The organism is Bacillus massilinigeriensis, assembly GCF_900111815.1.
GTDB classification, from domain to species: domain Bacteria; phylum Bacillota; class Bacilli; order Bacillales; family Cytobacillaceae; genus Mesobacillus_C; species Mesobacillus_C mediterraneensis.
In genome coordinates this window covers 1375127-1392107 of record NZ_LT630004.1, presented here as the reverse complement: position 1 = coordinate 1392107, position 16981 = coordinate 1375127, and the positions used below count along the sequence as shown (strand labels likewise).

General features: G+C 37.8%; 15 protein-coding genes and 1 tRNA gene. 6 read left to right on the top strand and 10 right to left on the bottom strand.

The annotated features are described in order from the left end of the window. Positions 1 to 70 precede the first annotated feature (70 nt). From BQ5796_RS07310 to BQ5796_RS07290, 6 genes are all read right to left on the bottom strand, one after another. Positions 71 to 144 (bottom strand) — tRNA-Arg (locus tag BQ5796_RS07310). A gap of 166 nt (positions 145 to 310) precedes the next feature. Next, on the bottom strand, positions 311 to 1495 hold the full coding sequence (locus BQ5796_RS07305) for a Ger(x)C family spore germination protein (protein ID WP_071459633.1): 1185 nt from the start codon (positions 1493 to 1495) through the stop codon (positions 311 to 313). Continuing rightward, positions 1492 to 2583: a GerAB/ArcD/ProY family transporter gene (locus BQ5796_RS07300; RefSeq protein WP_071459632.1), complete on the bottom strand. Its 1092-nt coding sequence runs from the start codon at positions 2581 to 2583 to the stop codon at positions 1492 to 1494. Before BQ5796_RS07300 ends, BQ5796_RS07305 begins: the two co-directional genes overlap by 4 nt. A gap of 20 nt (positions 2584 to 2603) precedes the next feature. Further along, positions 2604 to 4124: a spore germination protein gene (locus tag BQ5796_RS07295; protein ID WP_074033919.1), complete on the bottom strand. Its 1521-nt coding sequence runs from the start codon at positions 4122 to 4124 to the stop codon at positions 2604 to 2606. Continuing rightward, entirely contained in the window at positions 4081 to 4254 is a 174-nt protein-coding gene (locus tag BQ5796_RS18090) for a hypothetical protein (RefSeq protein WP_159430985.1), read from the bottom strand. Before BQ5796_RS18090 ends, BQ5796_RS07295 begins: the two co-directional genes overlap by 44 nt. Positions 4255 to 4387: 133 nt before the next feature. Next, a complete protein-coding gene (locus tag BQ5796_RS07290) occupies positions 4388 to 6592 on the bottom strand; it encodes a PAS domain-containing protein (protein WP_071459630.1) in 2205 nt (734 codons plus the stop codon). Positions 6593 to 6770: 178 nt separating this feature from the next. On the opposite strand from BQ5796_RS07290, the gene BQ5796_RS07285 reads away from it, so the two are divergent. The 5 genes from BQ5796_RS07285 (at position 6771) to BQ5796_RS07265 (ending at position 11739) form a co-directional block, all read left to right on the top strand. After that, positions 6771 to 7448 (top strand): response regulator transcription factor, encoded by a 678-nt coding sequence (locus tag BQ5796_RS07285; protein WP_071459629.1) that lies wholly within the window; start codon positions 6771 to 6773, stop codon positions 7446 to 7448. Next, positions 7445 to 8824, top strand: a complete 1380-nt coding sequence (locus BQ5796_RS07280) for a sensor histidine kinase (protein ID WP_071459628.1) — start codon at positions 7445 to 7447, stop codon at positions 8822 to 8824. The genes BQ5796_RS07285 and BQ5796_RS07280 overlap by 4 nt, the downstream gene beginning before the upstream one ends. 101 nt (positions 8825 to 8925) lie before the next feature. Then, entirely contained in the window at positions 8926 to 10026 is a 1101-nt protein-coding gene (locus tag BQ5796_RS07275) for an ABC transporter permease (RefSeq protein ID WP_071459627.1), read from the top strand. Next, positions 10026 to 10715: an ABC transporter ATP-binding protein gene (locus BQ5796_RS07270; RefSeq protein ID WP_071459626.1), complete on the top strand. Its 690-nt coding sequence runs from the start codon at positions 10026 to 10028 to the stop codon at positions 10713 to 10715. Before BQ5796_RS07275 ends, BQ5796_RS07270 begins: the two co-directional genes overlap by 1 nt. A gap of 379 nt (positions 10716 to 11094) precedes the next feature. Further along, a complete protein-coding gene (locus BQ5796_RS07265) occupies positions 11095 to 11739 on the top strand; it encodes a phosphatase PAP2 family protein (protein ID WP_071459625.1) in 645 nt (214 codons plus the stop codon). Between the two features lie 376 nt (positions 11740 to 12115). Here BQ5796_RS07265 and BQ5796_RS07260 read toward each other — a convergent pair whose 3' ends face one another. From BQ5796_RS07260 to BQ5796_RS07245, 4 genes are read right to left on the bottom strand one after another with little or no spacing between them, the layout of a single operon-like run. Next, positions 12116 to 12637 carry an RNA polymerase sigma factor gene (locus BQ5796_RS07260; RefSeq protein ID WP_071459624.1) on the bottom strand — a complete coding sequence of 174 codons (522 nt, stop codon included), beginning with the start codon at positions 12635 to 12637 and terminating at the stop codon, positions 12116 to 12118. Between the two features lie 13 nt (positions 12638 to 12650). Continuing rightward, on the bottom strand, positions 12651 to 14621 hold the full coding sequence (locus tag BQ5796_RS07255) for a hypothetical protein (RefSeq protein ID WP_071459623.1): 1971 nt from the start codon (positions 14619 to 14621) through the stop codon (positions 12651 to 12653). After that, a complete protein-coding gene (locus tag BQ5796_RS07250; protein WP_071459622.1) occupies positions 14593 to 15495 on the bottom strand; it encodes an ABC transporter ATP-binding protein in 903 nt (300 codons plus the stop codon). The genes BQ5796_RS07255 and BQ5796_RS07250 overlap by 29 nt, the downstream gene beginning before the upstream one ends. Beyond that, positions 15488 to 15877 carry a GntR family transcriptional regulator gene (locus tag BQ5796_RS07245; RefSeq protein WP_071459621.1) on the bottom strand — a complete coding sequence of 130 codons (390 nt, stop codon included), beginning with the start codon at positions 15875 to 15877 and terminating at the stop codon, positions 15488 to 15490. The genes BQ5796_RS07250 and BQ5796_RS07245 overlap by 8 nt, the downstream gene beginning before the upstream one ends. 149 nt (positions 15878 to 16026) lie before the next feature. On the opposite strand from BQ5796_RS07245, the gene BQ5796_RS07240 reads away from it, so the two are divergent. Next, positions 16027 to 16917 (top strand): VanW family protein, encoded by an 891-nt coding sequence (locus BQ5796_RS07240; protein WP_083413069.1) that lies wholly within the window; start codon positions 16027 to 16029, stop codon positions 16915 to 16917. Positions 16918 to 16981 lie beyond the last annotated feature (64 nt).

Sequence of the window (16981 nt, the reverse complement as noted above, 5' to 3'; positions counted from 1 at the left end):
CATGCTAGAAGCGGGTTGTTTTAGTAAGTGGCTAAAAAGAAAAACCTTGAATTCTCAAGGTTTTTGTTAGCGTCCCAGGAGGGATTCGAACCCCCGACCTACAGTTTAGGAAACTGTTGCTCTATCCTGCTGAGCTACTGAGACATGTAATGAAATTCAACGACTTATTTATTATAATAAAGATTATAAAAAAATACAATAAAATAACGAGATTTTTTGCCATTGAGAGGAGTTTTTTTAGAAATACACACAAAAACAGGTACACAATGTTATTTGAGTACCTGTTACAATTCCTATAATCCTGAGAAAACTACGACTTTGGATCGTTATATCCATAATCCGTTATATTTACCTCAACAGAGTAGGTAACCGGAACATTTGCAAAAGTAGAATCCCAATTACTTTTTACTTTTTCCCATGTTCTTGGATATTTGATTCTCAACCTCTCACCCAACCCAATTACATCTGCTTTATATTTCTTTTGCGTCATTTTTAATGCTTGAGTAAGGCGCTGTTCCATTGATTTTTTTATTTCTTTTTCCGACTGCGTCAAAACTTGATTAATTGGCCTATGGGACAGAAACCAGTTTTCCGATAATCTACCTTGTGCGGCAATATTAATATGGAAAGAAATCTTTCCGTTAAGAACTTTAGGCGTGATTGTACTCTTAATTGTTTTAATTTCAAAATCGCGTTGCCTTCCTTTTTTACCCTCATTTACTTTAATAATTCCGCCTTTAGCCTCTCCTGTTATCATGGTGACACCCGTAAGATCTTCTTCCTTCAAATAACCAATAAGCTTATTTGTTTTTCCGCTGAATACTGCCGCGCCTGAAAATCGGACTTCTCCAGATTTTGAAACAACGTTTTGAATGAGATAACTGTTATTTGAATATATATTTCCCTGTAATCTTGTAAGTGTCATGGGCTTGAGGATTTTGGTTGATCTGTAAACATTATCACCAATCCCCACTAAACGTAAAGATGGAATCACAGAAGGATCTTTTAAATTAAGCACTTCCTTTGCAGATCCTTTTGTGACCAAGACAATACAACTGAGTCTCATTTCATTGTCTCTGAGGAATAGATCCAGCAGTTTCCTCATACTAGTATCCTTCAACAAGTCTCCGCTTACGACAATAACCTTTGTGTGCTGGAACATGATAGGGTTTTCCTCTCGCAGAGAAACTTCCCTAATAATTTGATGGTTTGTGCCACCAACCTCTGATATATTCACATATTGTTTTTGTCCACTGCCTCCATCCTTAGATCCCGAGGGAACGGCACTAATATTTACATACTGATAGGTATTTGTGAATAGAAATCCAGAGGAGTCAGGTGTTTCTTCAACCCTTCCCATATTCTCCGCAACCTTATCTCCTTTATCGAGCGCAATACCAACATTCAAGCCGAGTTCCTCGATTTCCCTGCTGCTCCAACAGCCAGACAAAAGGAAAGATGAGCATAAAAAAGTTAATAAGAATGTTTTTTTCATTTCATTCTCCCCTTCCATTTAGCAAGGATCAAGAGCGGCAATGGCAACACACCACAAAGAATGACTGCTGCCTTTCCAAGCATATCACCTATCATAAATACTTCATCAAGCGTTTTTGGAATCATGGAGATGAAGAATAATACTGGCAGTAATCCTAAAAACACTTTCCTTTCCTTCACTTTGAAAACTTGAAAGATGCCAAGGGATGCAGCAAAATAAGTAATCACGAATGTAGCAAATATCTGCATTGTCCAGATTATTAGAAGAAACGATTCAAACCTTTCAAATAATAAGCCTTTTATTTCATACCCCCTGATTAGATCCAATGTGGGCCAAGTGCGGTGGACAACTCCATTTACAGATAATGCCGCTATAACAGTAAGCAGGATGATGATATAAAAAAATATAGGGATGAGTGAACCAATCGTTACAGCTCTGACTGCTCTTTTAGGTTTTTCCATAAAGGCAACGATAAATAGAATAATTTCAATACCAATAAAGGATAAAATAGTAGGTTTTAATCCTTTTAATACAGGACTGAACCCTAGTCCTAAAACAGGTCGTAAGTTATTTAGTTGAAGCGTTTCCTTACTCATTGCTATAACCAGCAGGAACACAATGATTGTTATTGGAAAGATAACCTCAAAAAGCCTTGCGATAGATGTAATCCCACCTATTAATAAATAATAGCCTACCCACAAGAATGGTATGGTTATGGCCCAGGAAGGAGTTCCTTCCAAAATAAGATATCCTGTAACCTCGGCCATTATCCTGACTTCATAAGCAGACAAGATGCAAAAATAAATGACGAAACATATGCTTACTGCCATTCCAAGCCATTTTCCCATTAACTTTGCACTATATTCATAAAATGTCTTGTCTGGGTAGCATTGACTCAGCTTGGCCATTATAATGCCAAGCAGTATGGCGATTCCGCCGCTAATGATGATGCTTATCCAGACATCGGGTGTCTTCACGGCTTCTGCCGCTTTTCTTGGCAATGTTAGAATCCCTGAGGCAAGAATAAAATTCGTTACAATGAGGACTGCTTGAACTGTTGATATTTTATTGCTGCTATGTGTAATCATTGTATGCCCCTCTTTCTTCATTAGCCTTTTCGCCGAACATCCTTCGTATCAAGCATCATTGGCCGACGCTTCATTTTGAACACCGGAGCACGTAGAACGAAGTCCTTTAGATCCTTGATTGAAAGCGGCGTCCAAGGACTCATATACGGTACACCAAAGCTTTTTAACCGGACTAAATGTGATAACAGTAATAATGTAAAAAGAATAACACCATACAAACCAAAAACAGCAGCAGCAAACATGGAGATGAATCGCAACATTCTAAGTGTGATACCAACGCTGTACTGAGGAATTGCAAAAGAGGAAATTGCAGTTAAAGCAACAACAATAACCATAAAAGGACTTACAATTCCAGCTGTAACAGCTGCTTCTCCAATAATTAAACCGCCTACGATACCAATTGCTGGTCCAATCGGTTTAGGCAGTCTTAATCCCGCTTCACGGAGAATTTCAATCGCAATTTCCATCAATAGAGCCTCTAAAAAAGCGGGAAAAGGTACTCCTACCCTTGAACTGGCAATCGAAATCGCCAATTTTGTCGGGATAAGCCCAGGGTGAAAAGAGATAAAAGAAATATAAATTGAGGGACCGTAGAGCGAGATAAACGCTGCAAGGAAGCGGAGTACTCTTATCAGAGATCCCGGCATCCAACGCTCGTAATAATCTTCTGGTGACTGTAAGAGCATGCTGAAGGTTACCGGTGCAATCAAAACATATGGAGTCCCATCAAGTAGGATGGCCACCCTTCCCTCAGCAAGCGCTCCAATTACCCGATCTGGCCGCTCTGTATTTTGAATTTGCGGAAAGGGAGTGATATAGTTATCTTCAATCATTTGCTCGATATACCCTGACTCTGGCAGAAAATCTATTTCAATACGATCTATCCTCTTTACAATTTCATCAACAAGATTTTGATCTGCTACACCCTTTATATAGGTAATGACTGCTTTCTTCTTTGTTCTTTTACCGACGGTTTTATTGATCATGACCAAGTCTTCATTTTGCCCTTGATTCCTTAATATAGCTGTGTTATCTTTTAGAGCTTCCGTGAATCCTATTCTTGGACCTCTTACAAGTGGTTCGGAGATGGGCTCTTCTAGACTTCTTGACTTGACTTTTTTGATGCCGAGGATGATAGCTTCCGTCACACTTTCAATTATCAAGACGGCCATGCCATCAAGGATTTCATTTACTGCATTTGAAAGCGTATTGGTTTCTTTAACTTCCCCAATAGATAGCACAGTATTCTTTAAGTAATTTTTAAGACCCTCTTGCTCAATTAGTTCATGGTCCTCTTCAGAAAAGGGAGCCATTAAGGACCTTAAAATAAACTTATCCACAAGTTCTTTATCCGCTAATCCGTCTATTAAAAAAAGTCCAGCCCGCTTGTTTGTATTGCTCAAACGGAAATTGCGATATAGAACGTCCGAATTTTCCTCAAGCAGCTGTTGGATATGAGCGATGTCGTCCTGGAATACACCTGTAAGACGAAGAGCTTTACTTTGCCCTTGAATTGGCTTCTTTTTTTCTCCGTTGCCCATCGCCTTCCACCTCCGTTTCCTTATCTATTGCTGCAAAGGTTTTTGTTAACACAATTGGAATTGCTAGTGTGACACCAGCCTGTACAACCATTTGCCATGTTGGCATGTATTCTAAAATCTTTGAAAACAATTTATCACCTCAGCTTGTCCAGCTTTTACTTTAGCTTTAATCTATAAAGGAAAAATTATTCCAAACCTGCCTTATGAACATATAAAAAACAGCCCCTAAAGGCTGTTCAGTATAAGCTGTAGTTTTTGAATTATTAGATACTATTTGATAGATTAAGCGCTGTCTTTAATGGCAATTGAACTTTAACAGTCGTTCCCTCCCCTTTCTTGCTCAAAATAGTGAGTTCTCCATGATGGTTTTCAATAATTTTCTGGCATATCATCAATCCAAAGCCAATTCCTTTTTCATTGTTGGCATAATACGGTTCGCCTAGCATTTTTATTCGCTCCGCACTGATTCCCTTGCCATTGTCCTTTATCGTTATCAATGCATTATTTCCATTCACCTCAGCCTTTAGCCAAATCTCCCTATTTTCGTTGCCGCTAAATGAACTGCATGCGTTATCAAGGATATTAAACAGCACTTCTTTTAACTCGTCTGCATGGCATTGCACTAAATCCGTTTCCTTAAGATTACCGCGCTCAAAATTAATATCCATCTTAGGTTGGAATGCTGATATGACGTCTGACAGTAATGAATACATTGCTACATCCCTTTTTTCTTTCTTCGCTGTGTCTTTACCAAGCAGAAGCATTTGGTCAATAAATTTGTCTATATTATTTACTTCACTTTCCATGATATTAAAATAATTTTCCGGAATAAAATTTTGAAGCAATTGCATGAATCCTTTAATAGTAGTCAATGGATTTCTAATTTCGTGTGCGATGCCTGCTGCCAAGTTTTGTATGATCATCAGACGTTTTTGTTTCTGCAAGAGCTCCTGTGTCTCCATTAATATTGTGATGTCTTCTGCAACACCCGCAATCCGGATCGGTTCGTTTTTCTCGTTGTGAATATAAAATATTCTTTCTTTCATCCACTTTTCCTTGCCCATGTTCGTCTTGATTTTATAGGATCTTGTTAAATCCTCCGTATTGCCATGCGTTTTCTGGCCTTCTTCAAGAATAAGGTGCTGCAGAGGACTACTTGCGTTCGGATATTTTTTATGCTGGAGTGGTCCTGCAAGTTTATCAAGGGCAGGGCTAATATAAATAAATTTATTTGTTGCGATGTCTTTCATCCAGAAAATATCGTTTATGTTTTCTGCGAGCTGCCGAAACTTCTCTTCGCTTTCCTTCAAAAGTTCTACTGCTTGCCGCTTGACGGTAACATCCCTTGCAAACACAATTGAACCAGATCTCCTTCCCATTTTGATAGGAGATGATGAAACTTCAAAATACTTTATAGATCCATCGAAACAAATGAGCTTTTCTTCTAACAATCCTACATCCTTATTTTGTTTTAGTTGAGATAGCCGCTTCTTAATTATTTCGTGATATTCCGGATGAATGATTTGATAGATGGATTTCCCCTTTAATTCTGACATACCGTTGGCTTTAAGCGCTTTTATCCCTGCATCGTTCATATAGACAATGCTTCCGTTCATTTGCAGATAAATCATTTCTGGCGACAATTCAATCAGCTTTTCATATAAATCCTGGCTTAGCTTTAACTGTCTTTTCATCCTATTTTCACAGGTAATATCCCTTGCTACTCCAAGAATGGATTCAATCTCCCCATCCTCAGACCGTATTGGAGAAAAAGATACATGAAAGTCACTTAACTTCCCAGCAAATTGCAGTTGGCATTCATAGGTAAAAGATTTACCAGAAAATGCTTGCTTCATGGCCTTTGTATGGAGCGGATTTCCTGAAACATCTACAATTTCATTAACACTTTTTCCAACAATAGTCGTTTCCGAATGTCCATATTTCTTGAGCCAGCGACCATAAACAGATGTGTAACGTAAATTACGATCAATCGTAAAAATAAGCTCGTCCATTGATTGAATTAAATATTTTAACCTTTGTTCACTGGTGATACAGCGTTCCTTCGCCAGTTTTTCTTCGGTAATGTCCATAATAGTGGAGACAATATATTTATTATGATCTAAAAGGGTTAATTCTGTCTTGACTTTGATCCATTTTACTTTTCCCTCTTCGGTTTGGATCTTCAAACATGTTTCATCAGATTTTCCCGTAACCCCTGCCTTATAAGCAGAATAATCCTTATAATCAATGTAATCCTCCCCTGTTTCCGTCGAAATAGTGATATAGGGACGGTAGGATTTCAATCCTTTAACTGCTTCCTTAGATACGTTAAAAAGACGACAAAACGATTGATTAACGAAAAGCGTCTCACCTTTTAAATTGCGGATGACGATGCCGGAAGCTACAGCATCAAAGAAGGAGAAGTCAACAGTTTCGTTACAGCCGAAATCAACAGGTATATTTTCCATGCAGCTTCCTCCATTTCTAAAAATATTTAGCAACTTAGCTTAGCATGGACATCACAATGCCACATGAAAAAATCTTTCTTTCATTTTATAATGAAATGGTGATGCAAACCAGTGCGTTCTGCTTATTGTATTCATACATTTTCATCCAAAAAACAAAGAGTAAAAAGGAGATTTTGTAATGCTGCATATTTTAGTCGCAGATGATGATCCAAATATACGAGAATTATTGAAATTCTATCTGGAAGCTGAAGGTTATGCTATTCATGAAGCAAGAGATGGAAAGGAGGCCAGTTCGATTCTTCTCCATCAACAGATCAATCTAGCTGTTGTCGATGTCATGATGCCGAATAAGGATGGATACGAACTAACAGAGGAGATCCGGAAGCATTATGACTTTCCAATTATTTTGCTTACATCGAAAGATCAGCTTAGAGATAAAGAGAAGGGATTTTCCGTTGGTACAGATGATTATTTAACAAAGCCTTTTGAACCTAAGGAACTCCTCTTTCGGATTCGCGCATTGCTTCGAAGGTACCAAATGGTAACAGGTAACAAAATTAAGCTGCATGATACTGTTATTGATCAAAATAGCTATGAGGTAAATTGTAATGGTCAGGTTTTGATGCTGCCGATGAAGGAATTTGAGCTACTTGCCCAACTAGCGAGTTATCCTAACAGAATTTTCACGAGAGAAGAATTAATCCATCAAATTTGGGGATCCGACTTTTTTGGGGATGATCGGACAGTAGATGTACATATCAAAAGGTTGAGAGATCGTTTCACTGGCAAGACGGACGATTTTTCCATCAAAACGGTTAGAGGTCTTGGTTATAAATTGGAGGTAGCTAAAAAGTGAAGTCCATTTACTCCCATATTCTAGCAGTCACCCTAGCAACAATGCTTTTGAGCGGTCTCCTGTCTTTTCTGATATCGAATGTATATTATCAAGTTTTTCTAAAAGATTACAACGACGATAAAGTAACAGCGATGGCAAGAGATATTTCGGATTTTTACCGACAAAATCCCGAACTGGATAAAGACAACTATCTTGCACATGCCGGTGAGCTAGGCTATCAGATTTTCCTTGTGGATAAACAAGGACAAAAATCTTTTTACGGCGGGAAATTTAGCAAGAAGAAAATTGATCAAGATATTGTTAATGCCGTTTTTACCGGAAAAATTTATCACGGAATACGAGATTTCCCATCTAAAACGTTCATCACCGGATTTTTTGATAGCTCTGTGATCAATACGATTGGGATGCCAATCATCGCAGAAGGAAAGCAATATGCCATGTTTGTTCGTCCTGATGTCGGTTATCAATTCGGTGAAATGCGCATCTTTTTTGCAGTTGTCTTGACTTTTTCGGTTGTCATTAGCATTATCCTTGTCATGATTAGTACTCGTTATATTGTGAGACCAATCAGCAAGTTAACGGAGGCAACGAAGCAGATTGCGCTAGGTAATTATCAGTATGAATTGGATGTGAAAAGAAGGGATGAAATTGGCCAACTTGCAGACCACTTTAACAGTATGGCGAAAAGTATCGAACAGCTCGAGGAAATGAGGCAGGAATTCGTTTCGAATGTTTCGCATGAGATCCAATCACCTCTTGCTTCCATCCAGGGTTTCTCTCAGACTCTTCGTGAGAAAGAATTGCCAGACGAAACAAAGAAACGTTATTTGTCCATTATCGAGGAAGAGAGCCGCAGACTTTCGCAACTGAGTAAACAATTGCTCATGCTAGCTTCCCTTGACAAGGAAGAATCGATTATTGAAAAAGTGACCTTCAATTTATCTTCCCAAATCAAACAGGTGATGTTTATGACAGAATGGAGTTGGAGGGAAAAGGAACTCGCGTTTGATCTTGATTTGCCTGAAACGTATATTTATGGAGACGAGAAACTATTACAGCAAGTGTGGATTAACCTCATCACAAATAGTATTAAATTTACCGAGAGTGGAGGTACTATATCTGTTGCGATTAAAAACTCAGAAAGAGAATGCAAAATTATCATAAAGGATACAGGTATTGGAATATCGTCTGACAGTCTTCCAAATATATTCAACCGTTTTTATAAAGAAGATAAAGCTAGAAATCGAAAGGAAGGCAGCAGCGGATTAGGCCTTGCCATCGTAAAGAAAATTGTCGAAATCCATGGAGGCATAATTGAAGTGAAAAGCGAACAAGGTGTCGGTACAACGTTCATTGTCACTATTCCTAAATTGTAAACCCTTGTTCATATTCTGTTCATATTCCATTCTTATAATTGGACAAGAGTTAAGCGAAAAGATATTCGCTTACAATCTTCAATTAGAATGGAGTGGATTATATGTTTCTCGCATTGCGTGAAATCAGGCATGCTAAGCTAAGGTATTCCTTAATTGGGTTGATAATGGTGCTGATCTCCTTGCTCGTCCTCTTCGTTACAGGACTTGCAAACGGACTAGCTTCTGATAATGCTTCGGCTATCCAAAATATGAACGCAGATTACTTAGTGCTGCAAAAGGATTCCGACAATCAGATTAGCAAATCAGAACTAGATGAAAAACAATTATTGCAGGCAAAAGAGGTTGCAGGTGATGATAACACAGAGGATCTCGGCGTCCGAATGTCTACGGTAGAAAAAATCGATACAGATAAAAAAGTAGATGTTACATTTTTCGCAGTAGATCCAAATGGGTTCCTCTCCCCTAGCCTAATTGAAGGAAAAAGCATTTCGAAAACAGGCAAAGATGAAGTGATTGCAGATGCTGCTCTTAAACAAGAAGGTTTGAAAATCGGCTCAGAAATAAAAGATCAGGCATCTGGAAAAACTTTTATGATTAAAGGTTTTACTGAAGGTGTTTCTTTTAGCCACACACCAGTTGTGTATGTAAATTTCAATGCTTGGAAAGACCTGCAGAAGAGCATAGGACAAGAACAATCTTCTGTTACAGCAATTGCATTGAAGGGTACAGATAAAACAATAAAAGCTGTCGAAAAAGAAATGAAGGGTGTCAATGTCCTGACAACTAAGGAAGCATTGCAAGGAATACCTGGCTATTCGCAGGAACAAAGCTCCTTGATGATGATGATTGTCTTTCTCTTCCTTATTTCCGCCATCGTTCTTGCGGTATTCTTCTATGTCATTACATTGCAGAAAATCAATCAGTTTGGCGTTTTAAAAGCAATTGGCGCTAAAACAAGCTATCTTTCCGCAAATATTGTTTCTCAGGTGGCTGTCCTGACGATTGTCAGCCTTATCATCAGCATTTCTATTACTTATGGGTTGAGCCAAATCATGCCTGATAGCATGCCTTTTGTACTTACACCAGAAGTGATTGCAATCTGCTCTCTCTTATTTATTATCGTCTCACTAGGAGGAGCAGCATTGTCGCTATACCGTGTTGCCAAAGTGGATGCAATTGATGCAATTGGGAGGGCTGTATAATGGGATACAAATTGGAATTAGAAAATATCAGCAAGGTATATGGAGATGGAGACAGTTCTATCAAAGTACTAGATTCCGTATCGTTGAAAGTTGCAACCGGTGAATTGGTTGCGATCGTCGGACCTTCCGGGTCAGGTAAAAGCACCTTTCTTTCCATTGCTGGGGCATTATTAAGTCCAACAGAAGGACGAATCATCATCGCTGATAAAGAAATTAATAAACTTTCTGAGAAGAAGCTCAATAAAGTGAGGATGGAGAATATTGGATTTATTTTCCAGTCAGCAAACCTGATCCCTTATCTGACTGTCAAAGAGCAATTGCTTCTTATTTCTAAGCTAGCTGGGAGGCAGACAAGAGAGGATGAAGAAAAAGCAGCTGTCCTTCTAAAACGGCTTGGATTAGCACATCGTGCGGATCAATATCCTGAACATCTTTCGGGAGGAGAAAAGCAGCGTGTTGCCATCGCACGTGCGTGGATGAATAACCCGGAAATCATTCTCGCTGACGAACCGACAGCAAGCTTGGATTCAGAGAGAGGACGCATGGTTGTCAAAATGATTGCCGAAGAAGTAAAGCTAAGTCAAAAGGCTGCCATCATGGTAACACACGATAAGCGTATGCTTGACCTTTGCGATAGAGTCATTAGTATAGAAGATGGTCAACTGACAGAACTGGCAAAAGAAGCGTAAATCAAAGCAGAACCAGCAAGCTGGTTCTGCTTTTTTCTGTTTACCGCATCACCGCACTGGGGGTCAGGCACGCTTTAGGGTGGTGAATAATTTTATCTTTTGGTGTAACTTGATGTTGTTTCTTTTCGTCTTAATTCTTGAAAGAGTTATACGTTCGAAAACCTTTCCATTTTTTCTTCTACTAATTTATTCAAAAACATGCTGAGTATTACAAATGTCATACAGACAAACTAAGTTCTTCAGATTATAATAGTTTAAAAGACATGTACATATTACTTATTTTTCATCACTACTTTTCTTGCATAAGCAAATCAAATGATTAATTTTTATTTAAGGTGGTATTTAAGTATCAAGCTACCTTGAGAGGGAGGGAGAAAAAATGAGAGATAAACTGCAAAGAGCTCCCTTTTTGCTTTTTCTCCTCGTTATGCCCGCACTTGGCGGAATCTATAAACTTTTAAACAATAATCCTCGGGATGCGGTCGTTCTTTCAACAAAAGTAGACGCAGGCATTCCCTTTATACCGGCTTTTATCCTACCGTACATTTTTTGGTATGTCTTTATTGTAGGGTATCTTGTTTATTTTTGTTTTAAAGATACGAAAGTCTATATTCAGACTCTGACAGTAATCTTCATTGGTGAATTAGTCTGTTTTCTCATTTATTTCTTTTTTCAAACAACAGTTCCGAGACCTGCACTCCATGGCGACGGGCTGCTTATCGACTTGGTCGGAATGATTTACCAGCATGATCAGCCGTTCAATTGCTTTCCTAGCATTCATGTTCTCACTACATTTGCAATTATGCTAGGTTCCATTCATATTAAAAATAAATCTGTATTTCATTCCTTATTCATTCCATCTACAGGCTCATTGATTATCATTTCAACACTTTTTGTCAAGCAACATTACATTCTGGATATGTTCGGTTCCATGTTTCTGACGACCTTTGTCTATGGTCTCGTTTTCGAGTTAATTACTATATACTTGCCGCACAAGTCCAAGACAATTATTGTAAAAAAATAATCGTAGACGGCAGTCTTTCATCAAGGCTGCCGTCTACTTTTAATGCACCCTCTCTCGATGCTAACTATGGGTAAATACAAATACTAAATTAAAATAATTTTAATTTAGTATTTACTTTTATTAAAAATCACATATAATAAGTATTATATTCATGCATGCAATCAAGATATGGGAGTGATTTCCATGAATCAAACCGCAAAAATATGCGAACGATGCCATTCAAAAATAAAACAACTTAAACACAGTACGATGTGTAACTGTGGAGTTAAACTGAAACGTGTCGGCAATATTAGTTAAATGAAAAGGTTCCTTGAATCCGGAGTAAGGATTCAAGGAACCTTTTCTTTAATAAATTCTTCAACTTTGCTAATCATCGCTATGCTGTTTCTTTATCAGCAATATTACGTCTCAACTGCTTTCTAGCACGATGCAATCGTGATTTAACCGTTGCTGAATTTAATTTCAAGAGATTTGCTATTTCTTTTTCCTGAAGTCCAAACTGCAATTTCATGATAAGAACCTGCTGGTATTCCGCTGAAAGAGTGACTACCGATCTGTTCAATGCCTCTTTGAAAAGCAAAATGTCAACTTCCTCCTCTGTCGTCATCCCGCTTTTCACCTCAAACATCATTTGTTCCATCATTGTTTGATCAGAAGGCAGCCATTGCTTTCGCTTTTCTGAACGAAGGAAATCTATTGCAGTTCGGCCTGCTATTACAGTTAGCCAAGCCCCTATTTTTTCCGTACTTTCAATCGTTTCACTTTTTCTGAATGCTTTAATAAAGGTCTCTTGAACGACATCTTCTGCAAGGTGGCTATCTCTCGTAATCGAATAAGCTAAATAATGCAGTCGTTTATAGTAAGTTTTATACATATCATTAAAGTCAACTTCTTTCATGCTCCCCACTCCATTATTTCTTCATCTTATCTTTAATCTCATTCGGTAAATGTGCCCCGTCAAAATACAGTACTTCTTGATAGATGCCGCCTTTATATGTAACTACGGCAGTATAGCGTTGCGCTAAACCAGAAGCGTTTTTCAGCGCCAAATCAATCAATTCTTTATCCTTTATTTTTACAGACGAACCCACTTTATTTAATTTTTCCTCTACCTGTTTTTCCATTTCATAATCTACAATCTTTTTATCTCCGATGATTATGTAGGCAACATCTTTTGTATTAACCGTTCCGATATTCCCCATTCCTTTTTCCTGTATCCATTTTTGGAAGTGCCTATAGGAAGGCTTGAATTCCACATCCAAACTGTTTTCCTTTTTAAGCACAACATTAACATGAAAACCCCTATTAGAAAAATACTTGCCTTCTTCATAGCTTTCTTCCAATATATCTTTTTTAAGCGCTTTAAAAGCGGATGAGATATCTTCCTTATTTGTAATCATTAAGCTATTACCAACAGGATAATAATGGCCAATCTCAAGGCGATTAATTTTTTTAGGGCTATACTTAAAGACTGCATTTGTTGCTAGTTTATATTCAACTGAGCTCTGTACTGGTTTCAGCATGTCCTCATAAAGACGTTCATTGACGGAGTAGCTCCTAATGACTTTGCTTCCATCTTTTAACTTATACTTAAAAAATAGTGTCACAGTCTCGTCATTATTATTCTCTAAGTTAATCTTTTTGTCTTTTACAATCTGATTATGCAATTTAGTAATCTGTTCAATTAATTCCTTTCCCTTCACAGGAGAAGGAGGAAACACTTCTTGATCTTCCGAATAATATCCCATCACATAATCCAAATTATCGGTGAAAAGCACTTCATCGACTTCACTAGCAACAGGGATATTTTTTTCATACAATCCTGTGATATTCAAAACGGATATAAGAGCAGCGATAATTAATCCATAACCTAATAGACCTTTATATGTTCTAGACACTCGCCATGTTTTACGGAGAATCATTTCAGAAATGAAATATCCCAGAGCTGCGCCCGCTACATAGCCAAAAACTGTCCAGCCTGTTGCGCTGTTTTGAATTTCACTGAAGTAAATTCCACATAAAAGCATCGCACATAGCGTGGCTCCATATTTAAAAACATATTGAATGCTTTTGAATGCAATTGCTTCAGAAGCAACCTCGGTCTTTCTCTTTTGATATAAGTACAGGGACAATCCATATAGAATAACAGGGATGATCGCAAAAATAACAATAGCTCTTAGGCTGATGCCCTTATCATCCATCATAAATGCAGATAACAATGGAGATAATGTCTCTAGATTGCTTGTTATCAAGTAATCACTAGGAAATCCGTACTGCAGTAGTCGTAGGTTCTCCACAATAAGAAGAGCCAGCCCTGTCGGAAGAATAAGCAAAATATACGTTAGTATGGCATGAAAAACAGAAATCCCAGTAAGCATTGCAATAAATACGCCAACCATGTAAAAAAGAGTGTTAAACAAAATTGTATATCCTGCCCATGTGACAATATACTTCATTGGAAATAATAACTCTAAATCCATTGCTCCATACAGAACAAGTAAAATAAGCGAAATGAATAAAACCGGGAGAACTAGGAACATAAACCCAGTTAAAACATGATAATGAAATAACGTCTGCCTTTTCAGTGGCATGCTATGCATCATATCAGCAGCGTTTCGTACATGAAGGAACCTAAAAAGAAATACTGCCACTAAAATCGGAATAGTTACCATCAAAACATTTTGTATTAAAAAATCAAAATAGAATAGGCTGTGGATTTCTTCCTTCATTGCACGATATCGAATCAATTCATTATATTGATTGCTTATTCTGAATGGAAGTGCAAACAAAAGACCTAGAAAATAAATAACAGAAAGCCAGCAAACATTTCGAGCTATTTTCATCAATAGCTCTTTATTTAGTGATGACGTTTTCAATGGCATAGCCGATATCCCCCATTTCATAAATAAATATTTCTTCGAGAGTCAAGGGCAGGATATCAAAAATAAGCGGATTGGTTTCTCTTACAGCTTTAAAAATCGCTTCTTCCTCTCCTCTAACGATGCACAAGAGAATGCTTCCGCGCTTTTCAGTATGTACAAGCGTTAGATTTTTAAATAATCCACTAGGCAATACTCCTTTATAAGCAACCTGGATTTTATGAATATCAGACTTTAATTCATCAAGTTCTTTTTGAAGAATGATTTCTCCCTTGTGAAGAATGCCGACCGTATCGCAAATATCTTCAATTTCCTTAAGATTATGCGAGGATATTAAAATGGTCATTCCCCTTTCAGCTACGTCTGAAACGAGAAGATTTTTTATTTTTTTCCTAACGACAGGATCCAATCCATCCATTGGTTCATCCAATATTAAAATTTCAGGCTGGGAGGAAAGGGCAAGAATAAAAGCTGCTTGTCTTTGCCAGCCTTTCGAAAAGGTATGCAGTTTTTTATTAAGATCAAAATTAAACGATTCCACTAACAGGATGAATCTTTTTTCTGACCAATTAGGATAAAGGCTATGATAAAACGAGGCCATTTGGGCAATTGTATATTGGGTAAAAAATACTGGAATGTCAGGAATATAAAACATTCGCTGCTTTAATTCCACGTTTTCATAAACAGCTTGAGCATCCACCGTCACTTCACCAGCATCCTGATTATAAATACCAGCTAAAAGCTTCATGACAGTTGTTTTTCCTGCACCATTTGAACCAATTAATCCATAAATCGAGCCCTTTTCAATATTCAAACTAACATTGGAAAGGGCAATCTCCTTACCAAAACCCTTTTGTATCCTTTCCATTTTAATCATAATATTCATCCCCTCCCTTCGGAGCTTTTAGCTTCTCGATTACCGCTATTAAATCACTAGGCTTTACACCAAGATAGAATGCTTCCTGTATAAGCTTTTCTAATTCATTCAGTACAAGATCGATTTTTTGTGTGTCCATGACTCCGTTATTTTGGCTCACAAAATTCCCCTTACCTTTCAAAGAATAAATAAACCCCTGATTTTCCAGTTCTCTATACGCTTTTTGAATTGTATTTGGATTAATAGTCAAATCCTGGGCAAGGGCTCTTACAGAAGGGAGCTGTTCATCCGGTTTAAACACTTCGTTTATAATAAGTTCCTTCAACTTGTCGACCAGCTGCTCATAAATAGGCTTTCGACTTCTTAAATCTAATTCGAACAACTAATTCACCCCAATCTGTATCAAGTGTACTAATATGATTAATACAGTATGATTATATGCTACTCCTGATAAAAACGGAAGCTTTTTTTACATTTATGTTACACATGAAATTTATTATAAGGTTCATATTAAAAAAGAGGTGATTTCTTTTGGCACATACACGGATAGTATGCTTTTTATTACTTTTATTCACAGCAGCGGGTGAAGCATCTGCTTCCACCCCACCTTTTATCGAGCCGGATTCTATTACCATTCGCTTTGCGAATGAGACTGTTGCCATCGTCAGTAAGGAGGAACTCACTTTCCCTGCCAGCAGCCTAACATTTGCAAATCAAGAGAAGATTGAAGAACTAGCAAAAAAAATGGAAAAATACGCCTTTAAACCTCCCAAGAATGCTTATTTTGCCGAAAACGAAAGTATAGTACCTGAACAACATGGTACTGTTCTTGATAATCTCATGTTTAAATCAGCATTCCTTCAATCTTTTTACTCGGCCGAAGTATCCAGCTTTGAACTCCCTGTTAAACCGCTTTATGCGAAAGTAGACAGTGAATTATTAAATGACATTCGTTCTGTACTGATCGGACAATATTCAACGAGGTTTAATCTTGGAAATAGGGAAAGATCACATAATATCGAGCTTGCAGCTAAGGCTATCGACAGCAAAGTACTCTTTCCTGGTGAAAGTTTTTCCTTCAATAAGGTTGTTGGTCAGAGAACACCCGCAAGAGGGTATAAATCTGCTCCGGTGATTATTAAGGGCGAATTGAGTGAGGGAGTTGGAGGAGGGATTTGCCAAGTTTCATCAACACTCTTTAATGCTGTTGACAATTCAGGGTTAACAGTAGTCAGACGTTTCAAACATAGTAAGGAAGTACCCTATGTACCACTAGGAAGAGATGCAGCAGTAAGTTGGGCAGGTCCTGATTTCGTCTTCCGCAATAATTATCAACAGCCTGTTCTCATCAGGGCGAAAACTATTGCAGGAAACGTCATTGTGCAAGTATTTTCCTCTGATAGGATTGTAAAGAAAAAATAAAAGCAGCAGTTTTGTATCAGGAAAACATTAATGTCGATACAAAGCTGCTGCTCTATTTTTTTGA

Excerpts from the sequence above, each read along its gene's own strand:
- BQ5796_RS07305 (WP_071459633.1), bottom strand. The coding sequence starts at position 1,495 with ATGAAAAAAACATTCTTATTAACTTTTTTATGCTCATCTTTCCTTTTG.
- BQ5796_RS07300 (WP_071459632.1), bottom strand. The coding sequence starts at position 2,583 with ATGATTACACATAGCAGCAATAAAATATCAACAGTTCAAGCAGTCCTC.
- BQ5796_RS07295 (WP_074033919.1), bottom strand. The coding sequence starts at position 4,124 with ATGGGCAACGGAGAAAAAAAGAAGCCAATTCAAGGGCAAAGTAAAGCT.
- BQ5796_RS07290 (WP_071459630.1), bottom strand. The coding sequence starts at position 6,592 with ATGGAAAATATACCTGTTGATTTCGGCTGTAACGAAACTGTTGACTTC.
- BQ5796_RS07285 (WP_071459629.1), top strand. The coding sequence starts at position 6,771 with ATGCTGCATATTTTAGTCGCAGATGATGATCCAAATATACGAGAATTA.
- BQ5796_RS07275 (WP_071459627.1), top strand. The coding sequence starts at position 8,926 with ATGTTTCTCGCATTGCGTGAAATCAGGCATGCTAAGCTAAGGTATTCC.
- BQ5796_RS07270 (WP_071459626.1), top strand. The coding sequence starts at position 10,026 with ATGGGATACAAATTGGAATTAGAAAATATCAGCAAGGTATATGGAGAT.
- BQ5796_RS07265 (WP_071459625.1), top strand. The coding sequence starts at position 11,095 with ATGAGAGATAAACTGCAAAGAGCTCCCTTTTTGCTTTTTCTCCTCGTT.
- BQ5796_RS07260 (WP_071459624.1), bottom strand. The coding sequence starts at position 12,637 with ATGAAAGAAGTTGACTTTAATGATATGTATAAAACTTACTATAAACGA.
- BQ5796_RS07255 (WP_071459623.1), bottom strand. The coding sequence starts at position 14,621 with ATGCCATTGAAAACGTCATCACTAAATAAAGAGCTATTGATGAAAATA.
- BQ5796_RS07250 (WP_071459622.1), bottom strand. The coding sequence starts at position 15,495 with ATGATTAAAATGGAAAGGATACAAAAGGGTTTTGGTAAGGAGATTGCC.